Source organism: Agrococcus versicolor (assembly GCF_039531815.1).
In the GTDB taxonomy this organism is placed as follows: domain Bacteria; phylum Actinomycetota; class Actinomycetes; order Actinomycetales; family Microbacteriaceae; genus Agrococcus; species Agrococcus versicolor.
In genome coordinates, this window is sequence record NZ_BAAAQT010000001.1 from 241807 (window position 1) to 258005 (window position 16199).

Genomic DNA, 16199 nt, shown 5'->3' on the forward strand with positions numbered 1-16199 from the left:
TCGCGCGCGAGGAGATCTTCGGACCCGTGCTCGCCATCACGACGTTCGACACCGAGGAGGAGGCGATCGCGCTGGCGAACGCGACCGACTACGGCCTCGCCGCATCCCTCTTCACCGACGACGTGCACCGTGCCCACCGGGTGTCGCGGCTGCTGCGAGCGGGCACCGTGTCGGTGAACGCCGTCGACGCGCTCGACGTCACGACGCCCTTCGGCGGCATCCGCCAGTCCGGCTTCGGCCGCGACCTCTCGCTGCACGCGCTCGACGGCTACACGGCGCTCAAGACCACCTGGTTCGCGGGCCGTCGCGCCCCCGCTGCGGAAGGCATCGCATGACGCATCCCCTCGACCGGCTCACCATCGCCGAGATCGAGCGCAACCGCGCGCTCGTGCTCGACGCCGGCCACGACGAGACGGCGACGGCGTTCATGCTCGTCAACCTCGTCGAGCCGCACAAGTCCGCGGTGCTCGACGGCTCGTCCACCGAGCGTCGCGTCGCGACGGTCGTCATGGACCGCCGCGACGGCACCGTCACCGAGCTCGTCACCGAGCTCGTCGCGGGCGTCCTCGAGAGCAGTCGAGTCGTCGACGTCGTCGCCGAGGGGCAGCCGCCCATCGTCGACGAGGAGTTCGAGCGCGTCGAGACGCTGCTGCGCGCGAACGAGGGCTGGGTCGCCGCGATGGCGCGTCGCGGCATCGACGACGTCTCGCTCGTGCGCGTCTCCGCCCTCTCGGCCGGCCGCTTCGACCTGCCCGGCGAGGAGGGGCTGCGGATCGTGCGATGCCTGTCCTTCCTGCAGCTCGACCCCCACGACAACGCCTGGGCGCATCCGATCGACGGGATCGTCGCCTACCTCGACCTCATCTCGGGCGACGTGCTGCGGCTCATCGACGAGGCCGTCGTCGACGTGCCGATGGAGCGGCAGGCCTTCCACCTCACCGACGAGCTGCCGACGCCGCGCAGCACGCAGCGACCCATCGTCGTCACGCAGCCCGAGGGGCCGTCGTTCACGGTCGACGGCGACGTCGTCGAGTGGGAGCACTGGCGCCTCCGCATCGGCTACAACCAGGTCGAGGGACTCACCCTGCACGAGATCGGCTTCACCGACGGCGACCGCCATCGGCCCATCGTCTACCGGGCGTCGATCGCGGAGATGGTCGTGCCCTACGGCGACCCCGGCCCCCTGCGGTTCTGGCAGAACTACTTCGACGCCGGCGAGTACTCGCTCGGCAAGGTCGCGAACTCGCTCGAGCTCGGCTGCGACTGCCTCGGCGAGATCCGCTACCTCGACGCGACGATCGCCGCGACCGACGGGCGTCCGAAGGTCATCCGCAACGCGATCTGCATGCACGAGGAGGACGCGTCGATCCTCTGGAAGCACACCGACGAGTACACCCACTCGAGCGACGTCCGCCGCAACCGGCGCCTCGTCATCTCCTTCTTCATCACCGTCGGCAACTACGACTACGGCTTCTACTGGCACCTCTACCTCGACGGCCGCATCGAGCTCGAGTGCAAGGCGACGGGCGTCGTGCTCGCCTCCGCCTACCCGGGCCCGGCCGCCGACGGCACCGAGCACCCATGGGCCTCGGAGATCGCCCCCGGCGTCGGCGCCCCGTACCACCAGCACCTGTTCTCGGCGCGCCTCGACATGATGGTCGACGGCGTCGAGAACGCCGTCGACGAGCTCGCGGCGCAACGCGTGCCCATGGGCGACGCCAACCCGTACGGCAACGGCTTCACGCTCTCCACGACGCGCCTGCGCACCGAGCTCGACGGCGTGCGCGAGGCCGACGGCAAGCGCGGCGTCGTCTGGCATGTGGTGAACCCGGGGTCGCGCAACGTCGTCGGCAAGCCCGTCGGCTACGTCCTGCGCCCCGAGGGGCAGCCGAGCCTGCTCGCCGACCCGGCGTCGTCCATCGCGCGCAGGGCGGCCTTCACGACCAAGGACCTCTGGGTCACGCGCTACTCGCCGACCGAGCGCTTCCCCTCCGGCGAGCTCGTGAACCAGAACGACGGCTACGGCACGATCGACGGCTGGATCGCGCGCGACGCCGACATCGACGGCCAGGACATCGTGCTCTGGCACACCTTCGGCCTCACCCACTTCCCGCGCACGGAGGACTGGCCGATCATGCCCGTCGACGCCACGGGCTTCAGCCTCGTGCCGCACGGCTTCTTCGACCGCAACCCGACGCTCGACGTGCCTGCGCCCGTCGCGGCGCACGGAGGCGGTGGCGGCTGCTGCGGCGGTGGACAGGCGTGCACCTGCTCGCACGAGGAGGGGTCCGCGGCCGATTCGTGAGGCGGTGGCCGCCAGATCCACGCGTGAGCGGGCCGTCGGCCGCGCATCGCGTCTGACGAGGCGCTGACGCGTGGATGCGGCGGCCTCAGCCCGGCGATCCGCCCTCGCCGCGCCCGGACACCGACCGCGCGACGGCGCTCGCCGCCCGCTCGAGCGGACCCTTCGCGCCGGTGCGGGCGAGGAGGACGCCGAGCAGCAGCGACCCGGCCACGTGCAGGCCGAGGATCGCGAACCCCGCGACGTACCAGGGCGGCAGCTCGGCGGCGCCGTCGGTGCCCACGGCCACGAAGGTCATGCCGCCGGTCGCCGCCCACACCGCCGACGCGATCAGCAGCGCGCAGACGTGCAGCGTGTAGGTCGTGAAGGGGGCGGCGCCGGCGGCGCGCACGGGCTCGAGCGCCCGCGGCAGGCGTGCGCCGGGCGGCAGCAGCGCCACGAGCGCACCGACGACGGCGAGCGCGACGCCGACGCCGCGCGCGACGTCGCCGATCGTGCCGGTGTGCGGCACGGCCGTCGCCTGCCACCACCACGAGGCGTCGGGCGGGGTGCCGGTGCCGAACCGCAGGAGCCACGGCAGCATGTCCGTGAGCCCCTCCGCGGCCGCCCACGACGGCGCGAACGCGGCCATCGTGCGCTCGGACACGAGCACCGCCGCCACGGCGAGCAGCGCGCCGAGCACGAGCATCCCCGCACCCAGGATACGCGCGCGCGATGCCGAGCGGGCAGCCAGCACGGCGCGGGCGACGAGGATGCCGACGGCGAGCATCGCGACCCACGTCACCGCGGGGTACTCGCCGGTGAAGAGGAGGTCGATCGGCGCTGCCATCGGCGAGCCCGCGAGCACGTCGCCCGAGGGGTAGACCCCCTCCCCGAAGCGCCACTCGCGCACGGCGAGCGCCGCCTGCGAGCCGCCGATCCAGAGCGCGCCGGCGACGCCGGCGACGAGCCAGCTCGGCGCGAGCAGCAGCGGCGCGGCGAGCACCATCGCCCACGCGAGGTAGTTGAGCACGACGTGCACGGGCGGCATCGCGGCCGCGAGCAGGATGCCGACGCCGCCGACGACGAGCGCGCGACCGAGCACCGACCGCAGCGCCGCCGAGCGGCTGCCTGCGGCGAGCTGCGAGCGCGTCGCGAGCACGAGGCTCACGCCCGCGAGCACCGCGAAGAGCGACGACGCGTTGCCGTTCGCGCCGGCGATGACGACGTCGGCCGCGTGCGCCTGCGCATCCGTGCCGCCCGTCCACGAGGCAGCGACCGACGACAGCAGGTGCGCGCTCATCATGCCGACGATCGCGAGCCATCGCGCGGAGTCGATCGCGACCACCCGGGCGATGGGAGCGCGCTCGCCGGGCGCCGCGACGGCGGTCGGCTGCGGTGCGCTCATGCATCGATCATGCATGCCGCGGACGCGCCGCGCCCGCTGCGGGCCATCCGAGCATCCGCATCCGCACCGACGCGACGAGGCTCCCGCCCTCCGCGCGCGGAGGAGACGGGAGCCTCGACGGTCGGGTCAGCGCGTCAGCGCAGCGCCTCGGACAGCTTCACGGGCTTGCCCGTGCGCAGCAGCGAGCGCTCGTAGACGCGGCCGGCGAACGTCACGACGATCGCCGTCGCCACGAGCACGATGCCGAAGGACAGCAGGCCCTCCCACCACTCCATCGTGCCCAGGTAGGCGCGCATGGGCACCGCGACCGGTGCCGAGAACGGGATGTACGACATGATCTGCAGCGCGAGCGGGTTGTTGCTGAACAGGATGATCGCGACGTAGGGCAGCATCACGAGCATCATGATCGGCGTCGTCGTGCTGCCGAGGTCCTCCGACCGCGACACCATCGCCGCAGCCGCGGCGAACAGCGACGCCATGAGCACGAAGCCCACCGTGAACAGCGCGACGAACCAGGCGATCGGCGCGCCGAGCCCGTCGAGGATGACCGCGTTGTCCGTCACCGCCCCGCCGATGAGCACCACCGCCGCGATGAGCGCGATCTGCACGAATGCCAGCAGCGAGTTGCCGATGATCTTCCCGGCGAGGAGGGCGCGAGCGGGCACGGTCGCGAGCAGGATCTCGACGATGCGCGTCTGCTTCTCCTCCACGACGGAGCCGGCGATGCCGTAGCCGAACGACATCGACGCCATCATGAACACGATCCCGAAGCCGAGGCCGATGAGGTACAGGATGCCGGGGTCGGGCGCCGTCGCGTCGAGCAGCTCGACCTGCGGTGCGATCGACAGCATCTCGACGAGCGACCCGGGCGCCTCGCGGTCGCCGACGACGAGCACGCCCGAGAGCCCGTCGCCCGGCAGCACGGCGCCGTCGACGTCGCCGGATGCGACGAGGTCGCGCGCCTCCTCGGCGGATCCGACGACGGTGGTCTCGGTGTCGGGCAGCGCGTCGACGAGCTCCTCGGTCTCGGCGACCACCGCGACGGTCGTCGTCGACTGGAACAGCTGCGGCCCGATCGACGAGAAGATCACGGCTGCGAGCGCACCGACGAGCACGATGCCCGCGGAGATGAGGTACGCCTTCGAGCGGAGGTTCACCATGATCTCGCGCTGCGCGACGATGCCGACGGCCCGCCAGAACGGCACGCGCCGCGCGGCGTGGACGTGGGCTGCGGTGGGAGCGGTCATCGGACGACCTCCTGGAAGATCTCGGTGAGAGGACGGTGCACGGGGGCGAAGGCGCGCACGCCTCCGCGCTCGACGGCCAGCTGCAGCACGCGGTCGGCTGCCGCCTCGTCGACGGCGGTGAAGCGCACCTCGCCGCCGGCGAGGTCGACGACGTCGACGCCCGCGGCATCCCGCACCCAGCCGGCGTCGCTGGTGGTGACGAGCCTCCACTCGGGGCGGGTGTGGGCTGCGCGGATCGCCTCGCGCGTGCCGGCTGCGCGGACGCGGCCGTCGCCGATGATGACGAGCTCGTCGCAGAGGCGCTCGACGACGTCGAGCTGGTGGGACGAGAACAGCACGGGCGCGCCGGTGCGGGCGACGTCGCGCAGCACCTCGAGCGTCGTCTCGACCGCCATGGGGTCGAGGCCCGAGAACGGCTCGTCGAGCACGAGCGCCGCCGGGTCGTGCACGAGCGCCGCCGCGATCTGGGCGCGCTGCTGGTTGCCGAGGCTGAGCGACTCGAGCGAGTCGTGGTGGCGATCGCCGAGGCCGAGACGATCGAGGAGGTCGAGGGCGCGACGCTTCGCCGTCGTCGCGTCGAGGCCGTGGAGGCGCGCGAGGTAGACGAGCTGGTCGTCGATCGGCATCTTCGGGTAGAGGCCGCGCTCCTCGGGCATGTAGCCGATGCGGGCGCGGTAGTCGGCGGTGATGGGCGCGCCGTCGACCTCGACGACGCCGGCGCTCGGGTCGAGCACGCCGAGCAGGATGCGCATCGTCGTGGTCTTGCCTGCGCCGTTCGCGCCGACGAAGCCGGTCATGCGCCCGGGGTGGATGTCGAACGACACGTCGTGCAGCACCTGGGTGGCGCCGAAGGACCGGTCGATGCCTCGAAGTCGGATCATGGCTCCGACGCTACGGCGGTGCGGCGGCCGCGGCATCCGGCGGCGGGTGGATTCGCGGCTCCGCCGAGCGGGTGAGAGGGGCGGGCGAGATGTGCACGCCACGGGGTCGGCGCGGCGCAGGGGGTCATGGCTGCGCGCTCACGCGCACATCTCGCCGCCTCCTGACCGGTGCCCGCGGCGCGACGTGATGGCCCGGTCAGTCGACGGTCGGCACCGAGCCCGTGCCGGCCTGCACGACGCCGTGCTCGTACGCCCAGATGACGGCGTGGATGCGGTCGCGGATGCCGAGCTTCATGAGCACGTTCGACACATGGGTCTTCACCGTCGCCTCGCCGACGTAGAGCCGCTCGGCGATCTCGCCGTTCGAGTGGCCCCGGGCGAGGAGCATGAGCGTCTCGCGCTCGCGATCGGTGAGCATGTCGAGCTCGGTCGCCGTCGGCAGGGCTGCGGCGGCGTCGGGCGAGGCGAATCGCTCGATCACGCGGCGCGTCACAGCGGGCGCGAGCAGCGCATCCCCGCGCGCGAGGGCGTGGATCGCGTCGATGAGGTGCTCGGGCTCGGCCGTCTTCAGCAGGAACCCCGACGCGCCGGCGCGCAGCGCCTCGAAGAGGAAGTCGTCGCGATCGAAGGTCGTCAGCATGAGCACCGACGCCTCGGAGTCGCCGTCGCAGATCTCGCGGGTGGCGGCGAGGCCGTCGAGCACGGGCATCTGCACGTCCATGCAGATGACGTCGGGCCGCAGCTCGGCCGCCTTGCGCACCGCCTCGCGGCCGTCGGACGCCTCGCCGACGACCTCGAAGCCGGGCTCGGTCTCGAGGATGGTGCGGAAGCCGACGCGCACGAGCGACTGGTCGTCGACGAGCAGGATGCGGGTCACTCGGAGCTCCTCGGGGACGCGGTGGCGTGCTGGGGGGTCGGTGCAGGTGCGGGTGCGTCGGCGGCCTCGCTCGCGCGCTCGGACGGGGGGATCGCGTCGAACGTGGCGCGGGCAGCACTCGCAGACTCGACCGCAGTCGGCTCGACCGTCGCCGTCTCGATCGCCGTCGGATCGACCGCTCCCCGCTCGACCGACGCCGGCTCGACGGGCGACGGGCTCACGACCACGACCTCCGCGAGGTGCGCCGGGATCGTCGCCCGCACGAGCCATCCACCGCTCACACGAGCCCCGGCGTGCAGCGTGCCGCCGACGGCCGCGACGCGCTCGCGCATGCCGGTGAGACCCATGCCGGTGCCGAGGGCGCGGGCGGGGGCGCCGTGGCCGTCGTCGGAGACCTCGATCTCGACGATCTCGCCGCGGTAGCGCAGGCGCACGTCGACGGATGCGCTGGGCCCGGCATGCTTGCGCGCGTTCGTGAGCGACTCCTGCAGCACGCGCACGAGCGTCAGCTCGACGACGGGCGAGACGGGCATCGGCTCGCCCACGACGAGGTGGTCGACCGTCTGACCCGACTCGCGCGCGGTGGCGAGCAGCGCATCCACGTCGGCGAGGGTCGGCATGGGGCCGTCGCCGTCGCCGTCGCTGCGGAGGGCGACGACCATTGTGCGCAGCTCGGCGATCGCGTCGCGCGCCGACTGCTCGACGCTGCGCAGCGACGTCTCCGCCCGGTCGGCGTCGGTGCGCAGCGTGCGGCGTGCGGCGCCGGCCTGGATGCCCATGGCAGAGACATGGTGGGCCACGACGTCGTGCAGCTCGCGGGCGATGCGCACCCGCTCGAGCGCGACGGCCTGGCCGGCGAGCTGGTCGCGCTGCGCGACGATCTCGGCGTGCGCATCCTCGAGCTCCTCGCGCTCGAGCGCCCGCGTGTAGGCGCGGTCGCCGAAGACCCAGGCGCCGCCGAAGTAGGCGATGTTGATGAAGAGCTGCACGAAGATCGTGGAGATGATGGCGGTCGTGGCCGACTCCTCGGCGAGCACCGTGAAGAACGCCCACCCGAGCCAGATCGCCATGGCGACGACCACGAGGACGCGCACCCACAGCGCGCGCCGACGGCTCGGATCCCATGCCCCGACCGAGTACACGGCGAGGAACATGACGACCTGCGTGACGGTGAGCTCGGCGATGCCGAGCTGGCCGAAGACGATGTAGAGCCCGGACGTCAGGATCGCGGTCGCCCACGGCCACACGCGCCGGAAGGCCAGCGGAGCCGCCATCGCCACCGACGTCAGCACGAACGCCCATGCCGGCACGTCCTCGCGGATCACCATGTACTGCGCGAGCGAGCTGAGCACGCCGATCACGGCGCTGACGAGCGCCAGCGCTGCCGCGACGATGACGTCGGTGCGCAGCTCGGCCCTCGTGGGACGACGACGGGTGGCGGGCATGCGCTCCAGGGTAGGCCGGGTCGGTGGGAGGCGCCTCAGTCGGATGGGGGAGGGTGCGCGTTCGGTAGTCACCGCGAGGCCCGCCGCGCGGTGCGACGAGTGAGATCGCACCGCTCGACGTGATTCTTGAGTCATCTTCAAGCTTGGGCTACGTTCGTCCCATGGGTAAGCGTGAAGAGATCACAGCCATCGCTCAAATGGTCGGCATCACAGACCCCGGTCTCGGGATCGGTTCCTCAGTTCCCAAGGCGCTGTTCGATGGAGTCTGCGAACGCCTGGGAATCGATGCCAGCGGCACGATGCCTCAGCAGGCGCAACGAATCGTGACCGCCGCAAATCTTCCGTATGAGGCGAGTCTCTTCGATAGTCGAAACACTCCGTCGAAGGGCGGATCCACGGTTGAGATCCGCGGTCTGCAGCAGATCCGACTTGCCGTGGAGACGCTCCTTCGCTGACCTGGTGATCGAGGGATCTTCAGGTCGCGGGGGTCGCGACCACGAGGATCAGAAGCGCCCGTCTGCGGCCATTCGCCGACTCTGACGGCGTTGTCGGCTTTGGCGGATCTCTGTCAACGGCCAGCGACGATTGCCTCTCCGCAGATCGCCTCGAACGAGCCTTGGAGAACCGTGGCCGCCAACACTTCATCAAGCCGGGCCTGGACGATCGAGCGCTTGGTTCAAGCAGTCAATCGCGACGAGAATGCCGAAGCGTTCATCGAAGTGCCCAGCTTCCAGCGACACCTCGTCTGGGACAAGGAACAGAGGACGCGTCTCGTCGACTCTCTTATCCAGGGCTATCCCGTCGGAGCCCTCTTGCTCTTCAACGCAGGCCGAAAGGACTCGGGCAAGGACGTCTATCAGGTAGTTGACGGGCTGCAGCGCACGAACACCCTGGTTCGCTACCAACGCGAACCGCTGGTCTACACCGACGTCCGGCTCTTCGGCGGAACAAGTGATCTCGCTACTGCGTTCGGAATCCCCCTCAACGAGTCAGAGCGGCTCGTTGAATCCTGGTTGCAAAAGACGCGCACGCCCGACTTCAAGTCCGGCTACTCGCCCAGCAAGCTCCTCAGGGCGTTTGAGTCGACGCTGGGCCGCGTCCTTGACATTGACACCCGAGATCGTCTCGACGATGCTCTTGGCGAACACCTCGATGTGCTCAAGGCAGAGGTCGACGTCAGTGGAATATCGATTCCCGTAGTCATCTATTCAGGTCGCGCCGAAAACCTCCCGACGATCTTCGAGAGGATCAATCAAAGCGGCACCAAACTCAGCAAGTACGAGGTTTGGGCAGCGACATGGTCGCACGGTGCCAGCGTGACAGTGGAGGATGCCGAAGTTCGCAACGCGGTCAACGCGAAGTACCAAGCACTCATTGACCAAGGGTTTACAGTCGCGGGTCTTGAGACGGATCAGGCGCTTGCTGAATTCAATTTGTTTGAGTATCTCTTCGGTCTCGGGAAAGTGCTCACGCGTCGCGCTCCCTACCTGTTTGTGGAGAAGGCCGATGTCGCAGAGACCGAACCTGCCGCGTTCTCGCTTGCATGTCTCGCTCTCGGCAAGCCACTCTCTCAAATGGAACGCCTCCACACGCTCATGCCGAAAGACGCTTATGGCGTCATCGATCCGAGCGCGATGCAGGAGAGGCTCTTGCTTTCGGCCGAGGCCGTCTCCGGTTGGCTGGAGCCCTACGTAAGCCTTCGCCTAAATAGGTCAACGGCTCCGAGGAGCGTCGCTCACGGCGAGTTGCAGATCGTGTCCCTGATCGCCCGCGCTGTCGTCGGGCGCTGGGATCCGACCGACGAATGGAAGGAACGACCGGACTGGGTCAGCGACTGGAACGCGCTCAAGGCCTCTGCGCCGGTGCACTACCTGCTCGATGTCTTGACCGCCGTTTGGCGCGGGCCGATTTATTCCATGGCCTACTCGCGCGTTTGGGAGACCGACAGTGATGACAAACTTCGGCCCAGCCGCTACTACTCCTCGCTGCCAGATCGAGACGCAGTCGTCCGGACCCTCGACGAGTGGTTTGCTGGTGATCTGAGCAAGTTGCAGCGCACGCGTCAGTACGTGCAGCCCGCAACGCTGCTGCTCCTGCGATTCATTTATGCAGGAAGCGTCACTCACCTCGACGATCGGCAGATCGCCTTTGAGATCGAGCACCTTTTTCCTGTGTCGCGGCTGCGCGACGCGATCGAAGGTGACCCGGAGGATCTCGGGTGGCCGATCAGCTCGATCGGTAACCTCGCCCTATTCGCGAAGGCGTTGAACCGTGAGAAGGGGAAACTGACGATCGCCGAGTACGTAGCGGAGAACGACCTCGGCAAGCAGGAGGTGGATCGGCTAGAGCGCTATCTATTCTGCGACGTGCAAGAAGTGGCTGTCCCTCCGATCGGGTTGAGCCGCACGGACTACATAAACTTCCTGCAGTCACGATGGACCGTCTTGCGACAGCAATTGCTCTCGTCTCTTCGGATCGACTGACAAGAGTGTCCTGGGCTTCGAGCGAAGCGAGCCGCCGCATCATGCAGGCAAACCGTCGTCGCGACACCGGGCCAGAGCTCGCCGTACGCCGGCTGCTCCACGCTCGGGGGCTTCGCTTCCGCGTCGATCTCGCAGCGCAGCCTGGCGTGCGATCGCGACCGGACATCGTCTTCACGCGGCGCCGCATCGCGGTCTACATCGACGGTTGCTTCTGGCACGGATGCCCGCGGCATCGGACGCAGCCGAAGGCGAACGCCGACTACTGGACGCCGAAGCTGCAGCGCAACGTCGAACGCGACGCTGCCGTGACGCTCGCGCTGCAGGACGCGGGATGGACGGTGCTCCGCTTCTGGGAGCATGAGGACCCGCAGGTCGTGGCGACGACCATCGCTGCAGCGGTCGAAGCAGCCGACGTGGGGAAGCCGCGGCGCGGCGCGGCTTCCAGCAAGTCCGCGACGCGTGCTTGATAGAACGTCATGATGGGCACGGAACTCGTCGACCAGATCACCGAGGACGGGACCCTGGTCTCCGACTTCGACGTCAAGCTCAGCGACGCGGAGAAGAACGCACTGCTCCTCGACGCTCTGCCAGGTGCCGTCGTCGGGCGCTACGCGGGTGAGCGAGTGGTGCGCCACGGTGACCAGGTCATCCTCAAGAAGCAGGTGACGCACCTCGGTCGGCCTTGGGAGTCGTTCAAGAAGCGCATCCAGATCCCGAAGCGCTGGCTGGAGGTCGAGCGCCAGGCACGAGCCGACGGCCTTCGAGTGCGCTTCGTCGGCATCTACGCGTATCGAGGCGTGGCCGTGTTCGTCGACTTCGACCCGGCGACGTACGTGCAGCGCAAGGCGAACAACTCCGCGGCGCATGTGTCGACCAACGACCTCTTTCAGGCGCAGACGCTCGGCCAGTTCGCCCGCGTCGACGGCCGGGGCAATCGTCTGACGAGCGTGCGCGCCTCCGAGTTCGCGGCCTACCTCTCCCTGGGCTACGCCGAGGACGAGAGGATCGGCATCTTCCGGGAGTTCAACGACGAGTTCCTGCGCGCCGAGCGACTGCAGGCGCTCGATGCGGTGCAGCAGATGCATGCGGTTGGCTGGCCGGACACGTTCCAAGGCGAGTGGCCCGGCTTCTACCTCGAGCATCGGGTGGACGAGTTCCTTCGACGACGTGGCCACGACGAGGTCGTCAGGTTCCAGAAGGACAAGGGCCGCGGTCGCTACGACTACGACCTCGTGATGGTGGATGGCGAGGTCGTCGACTTCTACGGGGACCTCAAGTCGTCGGACGTCACGAAGCGAGAGTCTCCCGGCAACGATGCCGATGGCATCCGCCGCTGCCTCGAGGAGTTCGGGCGGTTCTGGTACGTGATCTACGAGCACGAGACCGAGCACGCTCGCGACCACGGGAACGTCGCGACGATCGAGTGGAACGAGTGGAAGCGTTCGGTCGGGTACGAGCGACGCAAGCCCTTCGACCCGCTCTCCTACGCGGGGCGGTTCAAGCAGGCGGTTCGGTTCGTCTCGATGAAGGTGCTCGAGGTGAACGCCGCGAACTTCGGGGTCGTGCTCGGCGACTTCACGCAGGGCCGTCAGCCCGATGGCGCCGCCCGCGCCCTGAAGGTGATGATCAAGAAGGGCACGATCGACAACTTCCTGATCTACTCCAGCTCGGTCGCTGCCTAGGCTGCCGCTCGCTCGCGGCGCTCGCCGAGCGACTCGTCAGGGTTGTCGGGCGTGCGCTCGACCGCTTCCACGATGCCTGGGGCGCGCTCCGCGATGAGCGCGGCATCCTGCTGCACATGCGTGCGGAACACGTAGGAGGCCGCGCCGACGTTCACGCCGTTGCCGAGCTGCTTGTAGGTGAGGGCGTCGCGCTGCGGCCCGAAGTCGAACCACTCGGGCAGGCCCTGCAGGCGTGCCGCCTCGCGCGGAGTCAGACGGCGACCCCGGCTGCCGAGGATCGAGGTCTGGGTGATGGCGACGAGCGCCGGAAGATAGGTCGGCTTCTTGGCGCGAAGTCCCGAGGGCCGCATGTGCATGACGGTGTCGGCCAAGGACGTCGCGTCCTGCGCCTGCCACTCGAGCTTGCGACGCGAGGCGGGCAGCTCGCGGAGGCCACCGTGCTGATCGAGCCACTCGTCGATCGTGACCTTGTGCGCCGTGTAGAGGGCCGAGTTCTTGCGGAGGAAGTCGGCCTTCCACGTGGGCACGTCGGGCTCGATCTGCAGCATGTCCTCGGTGACGAAGTGGTCAGCCCAGATCGGGAAGCCGGGCAGGCGCCTCACCCCGGCGGCGCGGAGTCGCGCCACGAACTCGTCCCACACGCTCACGACGTACTCGTCGAACTCGCTGAGCACGTAGTCGGCCCGATCGGACGTCTCGGCCTCGGGCCGGACGATCGAGCGCCCGTCATGCCCGAGCGCGGTCTCGTAGATGTCCCACTCCTGCGGGTCCCAACCGCCGATGGGTCCTCGCGCGACGACCGGCTCCTTCGTCGACAGGGCGCGGGCGCGCTCCTCGCTGCCCACGTACGTCGCGGTGATGAACACGCGCTCGCGGATCTGCGGCCGTCCGCCGAGATGCGGCGGCAGCAGGTGCGGCGAGAAGACGGTGGGAGCGCTCGAGACCTTGTAGCCGGCCATCTGCAGCTGGTCGACGATCGTCGCCCAGGTGTCGCGGTGGCGGGGCCCGGCGAGGTTGCGCACGTTCTCGAGCAGCACGACGGTCGGCCTCTGCTCGTGCAGCACCTTCATGATGTTGAAGAAGAGCGTGCCGCGCGTCTCGTTGATGCCGCGCTGGAAGCCGGACTTCGAGAAGGGCTGGCACGGGAAGCCGGCTGCCAGCACGTCGTGCGCCGGCACGGTGACGACGGGGTCCGTGAGTGGGACGATGTCGCCCTTTGGCGCCAGGCCCCAGTTGCGTCGGTAGACCTCCGCGGCGGGCTTGTCCCACTCCGAGGCGAACGCCGCCCGTCCGCCGTGGACGGCGCCGAGGGTGGCGTGGAAGCCGCCGATGCCGGCGAAGAGATCCACGAAGCTGAACATGCGTTCGAGCTTACCAGCTTCCTCGGACACTGCGGGGAGGCGAGGCGACGCAGGCGTCGCGTCGCCGAGGACGTCGTTCAACCCAACAACCCGACGATCTCCGCCGCCACGTCCGCCACGTCCGAATAGCCCTCGAACGCACGCTCCGGCTCCGCCGCGCGCTCCTCGGCCGAGACGAGCGCCTTCACGCGGATGGCGTGGGTCGTCGCGGGCGTCGAGCGGAGCCCGTGGCCGACGGCCGCGAGCCAGGTCTCGGCGGCGGCCTTCAGGGCGACGTACGAGGCGTTGCCCGCGGTGGGTCGCTCGAGGCCCGTCGTCGAGATGATGACGACGCGGCCGGCGGTCGAGGCGCCGATCGCGTCCGCGAAGGCGCGCGTCGTGTTGCGAAGGGTGCCGACGACGCGGGACTCCAGCCACTGCCAGTCCTCGTCCGACTGGCCCGCGAGGCCTCCGCCGCCGCGCCAGCCGCCCACGAGGTGCACGAGCACGTCGATCTCGCCGATCGACTCGGCGAGCGTCGTGACCTCGGGGAGGGACGTCAGGTCGCAGACGAGGCGCTCGTCGGCGTCGACGGCCTCGAGGCGCTCGGCCGACGAGCCGACGGCGATGACGTGGTGGCCGGCCGCGCGCGCTGCGTCGGCGGTGGCGCGGCCGAGCGCGCTGGACGCTCCGGCGATGAGGATCCGCATGGCCCCAGTCTGTCGAACCCGGGCCGCCTGCGACAGCGTCACGCGTCGGTCGCGGCAGCCCCGGAGGCCCCGAGCGCCGCCTGCGCCGCCGCCTCGTCCTCCGCGCGCATTCGCTCCCACTGCTCCTGCCGCAGCGCGCCACGATGCACGAGCACGGCCGAGATGCCCATGAGGATGAGCCACGCGATGATCGGGTACACCGCGAGGCGCTCGACGCCGCCGATGCCGAGCCCGAGGTCGGCGCCGGGCGTCGTGGGGGCGAGCAGCAGGCCCGCCATGCCGACGAGTCCGACGACGGACAGCACGATCGACAGGATGCCGACGCCCCGCCAGCGCCGCACGAGCATGCCGATGCCTGCGACGAGGATCCAGACGAGACCGCCCGCGATCGCGAGGGACGCGCCGATGCCGTGCAGCATGCCGCGGGTCGCATCGCCACCCAGCGTCTCGGCGATCGAGCCCGGGAACAGGCCGACGAGCAGCATGCCGACGGCATGCACGCCGCCCAGCACCGTCGCCGCCCAGCGCCATGCCCGAGGCAGCAGCCACGCGAGCTGCCACACCGCCACGAGCACGATGAGACCCTGCAGCACGAACGCGGCATCCATGAGCAGCCACTGCGGCGAGCACACGACGCGGTCGTCGAGCACGAGGCACTCGGGCACGCCGAGGTCCGAGATGTAGTTGTCGCCGAACGAGTACGGCGCATCCACCCACGCCGACGCCACCACCTGCTCGGCGATGAGGTACTGCGTGGTCGCGACGAGCGCGACGCCGCCGCGGGCGACGCGGCGATCGGTGAGGTCGGGGGCGGATGCGGTCACCCGACAAGCCTGGCATGCGCGGCGGGAGCCGGATGCGGGGGAGCGGCGGGCGCGCGGGAGCGGCGGGCGCGCGAGCGTTGCGAGGTACGCATCTCGACTGCAGGTACCGCGATCGCAGTACCTCGCGTCGAGGTTCGTACCTTGCGGCGCGAGATGGGTACCCGGGCGCGAGATGGGGGTACCTCGCAAGGTCGCGCGGCCCTTCGAGGCTCGCTTCGCTCGCACCTCAGGGAGCGGGGGAACGTGGGTGCTCGCACCTCAGGGAGCGGGGGAACGTGGGCGCTCGCACTTCAGGGAGCGGGGAACGTGGGCGCTCGCACTTCAGGGAGCGGGGGAACGTGGGCGCTCGCAGCCCAGGGAGCGGGGGAACGTGGGCGCTCGCACCTCAGTGAGCGGGAGGCTGTGCGGGCCCTTCGAGGCTCGCTTCGCTCGCACCTCAGGGAGCGAGGGGGGCGCGGCACCGCCCGCCACTGGCGAAGCACAGCCCCGCGGAGGAAGGTGGAGGCATGCGACCGAAGCCCATCCCGCCCCAGCCCGGCCAGGAGTCGGTGTGGGACTACCCGCGCCCGCCCCGCCTCGAGCCGGCGGGGGTGCACATCACCATCCGCCTCGCCGGCACGATCGTCGCCGAGACGGACGACGCCCTGCGCGTGCTCGAGACGAGCCACCCGCCGACCTACTACATCCCCGCCGACGCGTTCGCGCCCGGCGCGCTCGTGCCGACGAGCGGCAGCAGCATGTGCGAGTGGAAGGGGCGGGCGCGGTACGCCGACGTCCACGCGCTCGGCCACTCCGTCGCCCGTGCCGCCTGGACGTACCCGACCCCGAACCCGGGCTTCGAGCGCATCGTCGACCACTGGGCCGTCATGCCCGGCGCGCCGCTCGTGTGCACCGTCGACGGCGAGGAGGTCGTGCCGCAGGCCGGCGGCTTCTACGGCGGCTGGATCACGTCGAAGGTCTCGGGGCCCTTCAAGGGAGAGCCGGGGTCGATGGGCTGGTAGCCCGCCGCACCGGTCGACTA

General features: G+C 70.1%; 15 protein-coding genes. 7 read left to right on the top strand and 8 right to left on the bottom strand.

The window, feature by feature from the left end; all coding sequences use genetic code 11:
* The coding region (locus tag ABD249_RS01190) for an aldehyde dehydrogenase family protein (protein WP_344339460.1) at nucleotides 1–335 on the top strand (335 nt) is incomplete at its 5' end.
* Nucleotides 332–2305 carry a primary-amine oxidase gene (locus ABD249_RS01195; RefSeq protein WP_344339462.1) on the top strand — a complete coding sequence of 658 codons (1974 nt, stop codon included), beginning with the start codon at nucleotides 332–334 and terminating at the stop codon, nucleotides 2303–2305. The genes ABD249_RS01190 and ABD249_RS01195, both read left to right, overlap by 4 nt.
* Before the next feature lie 85 nt (nucleotides 2306–2390).
* Here the strand turns inward: ABD249_RS01195 and ABD249_RS01200 are convergent, their stop codons facing one another.
* The 5 genes from ABD249_RS01200 to ABD249_RS01220 form a co-directional block, all read right to left on the bottom strand.
* Nucleotides 2391–3689 (bottom strand): heparan-alpha-glucosaminide N-acetyltransferase domain-containing protein, encoded by a 1299-nt coding sequence (locus tag ABD249_RS01200; protein WP_344339464.1) that lies wholly within the window; start codon nucleotides 3687–3689, stop codon nucleotides 2391–2393.
* Between the two features lie 134 nt (nucleotides 3690–3823).
* Complete coding sequence (locus ABD249_RS01205) at nucleotides 3824–4936, bottom strand: ABC transporter permease (protein ID WP_344339465.1); 1113 nt, start codon at nucleotides 4934–4936, stop codon at nucleotides 3824–3826.
* Nucleotides 4933–5817: an ABC transporter ATP-binding protein gene (locus ABD249_RS01210; protein WP_344339467.1), complete on the bottom strand. Its 885-nt coding sequence runs from the start codon at nucleotides 5815–5817 to the stop codon at nucleotides 4933–4935. The genes ABD249_RS01205 and ABD249_RS01210 overlap by 4 nt, the downstream gene beginning before the upstream one ends.
* A 196-nt stretch (nucleotides 5818–6013) precedes the next feature.
* Entirely contained in the window at nucleotides 6014–6694 is a 681-nt protein-coding gene (locus ABD249_RS01215; RefSeq protein WP_344339468.1) for a response regulator, read from the bottom strand.
* On the bottom strand, nucleotides 6691–8139 hold the full coding sequence (locus ABD249_RS01220; RefSeq protein WP_344339469.1) for a sensor histidine kinase: 1449 nt from the start codon (nucleotides 8137–8139) through the stop codon (nucleotides 6691–6693). The genes ABD249_RS01215 and ABD249_RS01220 overlap by 4 nt, the downstream gene beginning before the upstream one ends.
* 161 nt (nucleotides 8140–8300) lie before the next feature.
* On the opposite strand from ABD249_RS01220, the gene ABD249_RS01225 reads away from it, so the two are divergent.
* The 4 genes from ABD249_RS01225 to ABD249_RS01240 all read left to right on the top strand — a co-directional run bounded on the left by ABD249_RS01225 (nucleotide 8301) and on the right by ABD249_RS01240 (nucleotide 12304).
* A complete protein-coding gene (locus tag ABD249_RS01225) occupies nucleotides 8301–8594 on the top strand; it encodes a hypothetical protein (protein ID WP_344339471.1) in 294 nt (97 codons plus the stop codon).
* 171 nt (nucleotides 8595–8765) lie between these two features.
* Nucleotides 8766–10622 carry a DUF262 domain-containing protein gene (locus tag ABD249_RS01230; RefSeq protein ID WP_344339472.1) on the top strand — a complete coding sequence of 619 codons (1857 nt, stop codon included), beginning with the start codon at nucleotides 8766–8768 and terminating at the stop codon, nucleotides 10620–10622.
* A gap of 5 nt (nucleotides 10623–10627) precedes the next feature.
* Nucleotides 10628–11089, top strand: coding sequence for a very short patch repair endonuclease (locus ABD249_RS01235; RefSeq protein ID WP_344339474.1), 462 nt, complete (start codon nucleotides 10628–10630; stop codon nucleotides 11087–11089).
* 9 nt (nucleotides 11090–11098) lie between these two features.
* The gene (locus ABD249_RS01240) at nucleotides 11099–12304 is read left to right on the top strand and encodes a hypothetical protein (protein ID WP_344339476.1); all 1206 of its coding nucleotides are present in this window, start codon (nucleotides 11099–11101) and stop codon (nucleotides 12302–12304) included.
* On the opposite strand, the gene dcm is transcribed toward ABD249_RS01240, so the two are convergent.
* From dcm to ABD249_RS01255, 3 genes are all read right to left on the bottom strand, one after another.
* A complete protein-coding gene (gene dcm / locus ABD249_RS01245) occupies nucleotides 12301–13665 on the bottom strand; it encodes a DNA (cytosine-5-)-methyltransferase (RefSeq protein ID WP_344339477.1) in 1365 nt (454 codons plus the stop codon). The genes ABD249_RS01240 and dcm overlap by 4 nt on opposite strands.
* Before the next feature lie 77 nt (nucleotides 13666–13742).
* Nucleotides 13743–14354, bottom strand: a complete 612-nt coding sequence (locus ABD249_RS01250) for an SDR family NAD(P)-dependent oxidoreductase (RefSeq protein WP_344339479.1) — start codon at nucleotides 14352–14354, stop codon at nucleotides 13743–13745.
* Between the two features lie 38 nt (nucleotides 14355–14392).
* Nucleotides 14393–15178 carry a DUF998 domain-containing protein gene (locus ABD249_RS01255; protein WP_344339482.1) on the bottom strand — a complete coding sequence of 262 codons (786 nt, stop codon included), beginning with the start codon at nucleotides 15176–15178 and terminating at the stop codon, nucleotides 14393–14395.
* 506 nt (nucleotides 15179–15684) lie between these two features.
* Here ABD249_RS01255 and ABD249_RS01260 point away from each other — a divergent pair.
* Nucleotides 15685–16179: a DUF427 domain-containing protein gene (locus ABD249_RS01260; RefSeq protein WP_344339484.1), complete on the top strand. Its 495-nt coding sequence runs from the start codon at nucleotides 15685–15687 to the stop codon at nucleotides 16177–16179.
* Nucleotides 16180–16199 lie beyond the last annotated feature (20 nt).

Coding starts and splice junctions, on each gene's coding strand:
- ABD249_RS01260 (WP_344339484.1), top strand. CDS start 15,685: ATGCGACCGAAGCCCATCCCGCCCCAGCCCGGCCAGGAGTCGGTGTGG.
- ABD249_RS01195 (WP_344339462.1), top strand. CDS start 332: ATGACGCATCCCCTCGACCGGCTCACCATCGCCGAGATCGAGCGCAAC.
- ABD249_RS01210 (WP_344339467.1), bottom strand. CDS start 5,817: ATGATCCGACTTCGAGGCATCGACCGGTCCTTCGGCGCCACCCAGGTG.
- ABD249_RS01205 (WP_344339465.1), bottom strand. CDS start 4,936: ATGACCGCTCCCACCGCAGCCCACGTCCACGCCGCGCGGCGCGTGCCG.
- ABD249_RS01220 (WP_344339469.1), bottom strand. CDS start 8,139: ATGCCCGCCACCCGTCGTCGTCCCACGAGGGCCGAGCTGCGCACCGAC.
- ABD249_RS01200 (WP_344339464.1), bottom strand. CDS start 3,689: ATGAGCGCACCGCAGCCGACCGCCGTCGCGGCGCCCGGCGAGCGCGCT.
- ABD249_RS01250 (WP_344339479.1), bottom strand. CDS start 14,354: ATGCGGATCCTCATCGCCGGAGCGTCCAGCGCGCTCGGCCGCGCCACC.
- ABD249_RS01240 (WP_344339476.1), top strand. CDS start 11,099: ATGATGGGCACGGAACTCGTCGACCAGATCACCGAGGACGGGACCCTG.
- ABD249_RS01225 (WP_344339471.1), top strand. CDS start 8,301: ATGGGTAAGCGTGAAGAGATCACAGCCATCGCTCAAATGGTCGGCATC.
- dcm (WP_344339477.1), bottom strand. CDS start 13,665: ATGTTCAGCTTCGTGGATCTCTTCGCCGGCATCGGCGGCTTCCACGCC.